General features: G+C 47.3%; 5 protein-coding genes. All 5 read right to left on the minus strand.

Annotated elements, in window-relative coordinates; translation table 11 throughout:
- Positions 1-166: 166 nt before the first annotated feature.
- Positions 167-484: a hypothetical protein gene (locus Q0688_RS10540; RefSeq protein ID WP_299075788.1), complete on the minus strand. Its 318-nt coding sequence runs from the start codon at positions 482-484 to the stop codon at positions 167-169.
- A gap of 10 nt (positions 485-494) precedes the next feature.
- Positions 495-866 (minus strand): D-Ala-D-Ala carboxypeptidase family metallohydrolase, encoded by a 372-nt coding sequence (locus tag Q0688_RS27640; RefSeq protein ID WP_367179786.1) that lies wholly within the window; start codon positions 864-866, stop codon positions 495-497.
- Positions 863-1,063, minus strand: coding sequence for a hypothetical protein (locus Q0688_RS10545; protein ID WP_299075791.1), 201 nt, complete (start codon positions 1,061-1,063; stop codon positions 863-865). Before Q0688_RS10545 ends, Q0688_RS27640 begins: the two co-directional genes overlap by 4 nt.
- Complete coding sequence (locus Q0688_RS10550) at positions 1,060-1,614, minus strand: hypothetical protein (protein ID WP_299075794.1); 555 nt, start codon at positions 1,612-1,614, stop codon at positions 1,060-1,062. Before Q0688_RS10550 ends, Q0688_RS10545 begins: the two co-directional genes overlap by 4 nt.
- Positions 1,615-1,616: 2 nt before the next feature.
- On the minus strand, positions 1,617-5,021 hold a 3,405-nt coding region (locus Q0688_RS10555), incomplete at its 5' end, for a hypothetical protein (protein WP_299075797.1).

Here is a 5,021-nt window from a genome sequence, read left to right on the forward strand (position 1 = left end):
GCCGCTTTCCAAGCTGCCCATGCGTCATCCAGCTTGGCAGAAATCGCGGGCCATTCAGCACGAATTTGCTCAGGTGTCTTGTCGCCATTTTGAACGGCCCGAATAGACTTAAAAGCAAACACACCGATTTCAATAAGCGCGTTTACCGTTGCGATTGTTGCCGGGTTCATGATTCAACACCTTTCTTAACAGTCAGAAGAATAAAAGCCGTTTCCTGCAAAGTTGTCAGGGCAGATTGATAATCCGTCACCTCACCAGAACAGAGCTTCACAGTGGATGGCATCAGGTCAGAAACTGTCTTGATCGTTTCGTCTGAAAGTTCACCGGCTGCTCGATATCCAGAAAGGATGCGAACAGTAGAGATAATGCCCTCGCAGGTAATCTGCACTTGCTGTTCAGCACTCAGGGGATTACCGCCCGGTGTCGTACAAGCAGACACAAAAAAAGCCGCTACAAGAGCGACCGTCATCAATATGCTTTTCATGGTAGCTTTCCTAATAACTCCAAGACGCGGGGCGATATGCGTATGGGTGGCCCTCGTCTATGTGGATGAAAGTCTTAGCAACCCCGATACCTCTAAAACGCATGTCGCTAATGGTGGTGAGTAAATCGTATCGCCTTGATTTCAGCGGAACGATATCTGCCGCAAGTCCAACGGAATGCGCGCCCGGTCGCTTCTTGTTTTTCTCGACGGGGTGGTTCCTGCATCGAAATCCGCTTGTGATTTCCAAAGGCCCAACCTGATTACGTAACTCTTGCAGCTTTGCCATAAACTCAGGCTTCATATCCGCGCGACCACAGCCGCATTTACAAGCAAACTCGGATGCAGAGAAGTTGGGGTAATCTGACCAGTTAAGCCTTGTCATAACTGCGCCCTTTCCTCTTTTGCCTTCAGGTATTCCTGCCGAGCCTTGGCGATGCGAAACGCGAGCAAAGCAAGACCACCGATCCCGAGACAGACGGCGACACCTGTGTTGAAGTAATGAAACCACAACGGAGTAGAAATTGCCGTAACGCCAATAAATTTATCTACGTTTTCTCCTCTTAAAACCGTATCAATCATGGCGTACTCCAATGACCGTCATCAAAAATATCTGTATTAGCCAAATCGCGATCTGATAGGGAAACCAAAAGGTTTGATCGTTGGCGAATAGCCTCGATTTTATGTCTCTTTTGTCTAAGAAAAGTTGCTTCATTACTCTCGACAGTACTCCAAGGTCGAGCACTTTTGATTTCGATTAGCTCAATTGCGCGCTCGCTCCCGCGTACTTGCTTCCAAAGTGGCGCGATGTCTTCAATGCGACGCGCCGCTTCAGCATTTACCTTATCTCGTTTCTGAGCCGCAATTTGTTCAACAGTTTTATCCTGTAAAGACTGCGTGATAACCCATTCACCACCGACCAATTCCCCCCCATTATCTATAACTAATTGATAAGGGGTTGGGCTTACCCGAACTATCCTGACGGTCCTAAGTGTAGCCCCTTCACCTAGATCAAACGGCAAGGATTGGGGTGGTTGATTATTCCCGACCAAATTACATTTTTTAGCCACCCCCGGCGTCCAAGCACTGATCGAAGAAACAAGAATTCCATTTTTTTCGATTACATATTTCATGATTAATTCCCCAAAATAGCCGGAAGATTCCCCCCACCAGCAACGTCTGCGATGGCAAGGCCTATGTAAGTATCCCCGCTTGTGTTATAACCAGAATCAGTAGTTCTGATCTTGAAGCCGTTTGCGATAATATCCAGCCCAGAAAAACTTGATTCCGCACTGGATGTATTAGGATTCAATAAAGCGTCAGATGGGTTTTCTTCGTCCCGTGTAGCATCATGGAGAACCCAATTGCCTATACCATCAATTCGTTTCAGTAAAATCCAACGCGGTTTAAATCCACACCCCACATAAGGGCCGTAAGACGATCCGTTACCTTTATAGGTAAATACTTTTGACAGCCCCTCTATAGACGCGAAACAAAGAAACAATACAGTCTGTCCGTTATCGTTAGCATCGTCATTCGCCCCCAGGCCCATAATAAAATTGGTTACTAACTCAGGACGCCAATAATCAGTACTTGGGTTGTTCTCCGCAGCATACGAGTTTAAGAAAATTCCGTATCTATCACTCGTTAAGCCTTTATGCCACACGGGCCAACCCATGCCGGAAGCAAGGGACTTCCCAATAACCATTTCAGGTACGCGATCTAATCCGTGACCAAAGGTCTGATTATCTGTTTGGTTTCCTATAATAGTGACTATCGAAAAATACCCAGAACTATCAGCAATCACTTGAGAAGGAATAGTTCCGTCATTGTTCGTGACTTCTGTTCCGTCGTTCCCGAATATCCAATAGGCATAGCTGACATCGTTCTGGTTATACCCAGAACCAGCATCGACACCGAAGGAAAAACCTCCCGGACTAAAGTCAGTGATACTATCCGTGCGGATCTCTTCTGCAGCAGTAGTGTTAGAAAACAATCCTTTTCCCGCACCACGTAATCGGTCTTCTAATCGATGACTATAGGCTGATGATCTTGCTTTACCCCAGACTAATCCGATTTGATCAAAGGACGTATAGATATCTCGGGGTGCTCCCGTCCCAACAGAGACGGCAACATCGAATTTGTCTCGTCCGTGGTATTGTGGAGTTGGTAGGCTTGATGATTTTAACTCAAGGAAACCTTCAGGTGGGGTGAACTCGAATGGTCGCTGCCCAAAATTAAGAGTTAAGTATCGTGATGTTCCATAATGATTCGTTGCAACAAACAATTTTCCTGCAAGTCCTGAAATATCCCCTACACCGCCTATCGTAGGTGCATTCCCCTGCCAAGAACCATTACGTCCAACCCATGCCATACCGTCAGCAGGACTGTAAGCAACCATCATAACGTTACCGTTGGACCACGCCGGAGTAGACCCCGCTGAACCACCATTCTGATTAATGTTACCAGTATCCTGCCAACGAAAACCACCAGTGGGGTAAGGGCCTGTGTCCCAGTTATTGGGACACATTTGTAGACCTAAGTTATTATCAGCCAACGTATTCCCCACTGTGAATTCAAAGTAAATCGGGAAGCCGGCAGAGATGTTGGTCAATGCCCCTCTATCAGTGGCTGTACTAGAGACAGTTGTACGTAACCCTCCCCCACTAATAGCCACATTTGTTCCATACGTATGCATAGAACTCAGAACCGCGTAAGGATCACCCGGCGTATCCGTTAGCTGATCGTCAGGTGTAATCCCCGTCAACGTCCAGTTTTGGAGATTACCCTCAGTTACCTCCCCTAACGCTCCCCCATTCTCGAACAAAAGCTGGCAACCATTGGCGCCATATTCATAATTTCTGTCGTCTTGAGAAAGTCGTAAACCGTCAAAATCAACTTCGGCAGGGCCTTTAAATCCTGTCGGTGCTGTCATCTTCCATGGGCTATCACCGAAATTATAATAACAACCCGTATTAGCGTTAACAGAGATAGCAAACCGAAGACCATCTATGCCAAGAGTATCTACTTCTCCTATACCCGCTGCCGGATCGCCTTCCCAGACATTATTACGGCCAATCCACAACTTGCCAGTGTCTGCGTCAACAGCCACCTGAAGGATATCACCAATGACTGTTGCCCCAGATAGGCCAGGTGTAGTTACTAGAGTGGAAGTATTATCTTTATAGATAGTCGTTGTGGAATTGTAGAAGTACATCCCAGCACTATCTCCATTCGCAGCCAAACTTAAGTATGTATTGGCGCTAGAAAGATCATGATTACCTGCACCTACAATTTGGTGCGTAAGGTCACTGACTTCCCATTCCATATAAAACTTACCAGTTGGCATTACGAAGTTGGAGATTGCTGTGTACCATGCAGCACCTGTCGTAAACACTTTATCGTTTACATTATCGCACATAGCGCCGTTTTGGAGTTCGTAGAAATTACACCGCTTAAGGTTAGACTTCGCGGATTCCTTAAGGGGGCCATATCCAGCTACAGGGTATTCATAGTCGGTTTTACCAATGTTCAGCTCCATTTCAGAACTAGCGTCGTAGTAGCTAGAATAAAATCTCACATCACCGTCAGTAATGGTCCAACCTCCTGTGCCAGATATTGGATCGTGCCCAGTGGCTAACACGCCGTTGAAGGCGTAGTACATTTTACGATTAGCTATATCAATGTAGAACGAATCTCGATCACCAATTTTGGCTGCAGAAAACTCTGTGAGTGCTCGATCTACAGATTGATTATTATTATGACTTAATTGAGGGTTTCCACTTCGGGCATAATAAACGCCCGTTCCGCCTGTTGCAGCGTAATCATAAAAACTTTGGTTCACAGTGTTAGTGTTGAAACTTGCTTTCTGTGTTCCTGCAGAAAGGTATGACGAATTAGATCCAACAGCCATCTCAATTTGATACTTACCATTCTCAAATAAGATAGGCGTATGTAATGTTCTCCACGCCACAGTTCCGCTACTCACTGTTTGCCCTTCGTTACTTAGCATAGGGCCGGAAGCTCCTGAGTTATTTTTAGCCCAGTTAAAAAACCTTTCCTGCTGCCCCTCTGTCGTGAACTTCTTGGTCGTGGTGATCACATTGTTACCAAAGGGAACGGTCTGGGTTCGGTAGTTGATCATTTCTTGCGGCGTTAGGACTTCACCGTCTAGGATAACGAAATCTGATAACTCCAGTTCACCTTCGCCAATCTGCATGGCCCGCTCCAGAAAGGCTGCACTTTCGGGTGTCGTTCCGGCGAAGCGGGCTTCCGGCTTCCAGCGCCAAGGGGTTTCCGATGTTTCAAGAAACGGCGCTGCGGTTTGGCGCACAAAGATGCTGAGCGCGCCCTGCGGCCCGAGCAGTGCGGCCAAATCTGCGGGGCTGGCATCGGTGCCATCATTGAAAGGATAGCGGCTTACAGTGTCGCGGCAGAGCGGAAACACCTGTTGCTGCCAGCCGCGCGTCAACGGGTTTGCGCTTTGGCCTTGCTCGGGGAGGGCGGATTGGGCCAGAACATCTTCGGCGATCTGCACAAC

Source organism: uncultured Paraglaciecola sp., from assembly GCF_937123705.1.
In the GTDB taxonomy this organism is placed as follows: domain Bacteria; phylum Pseudomonadota; class Gammaproteobacteria; order Enterobacterales; family Alteromonadaceae; genus Paraglaciecola.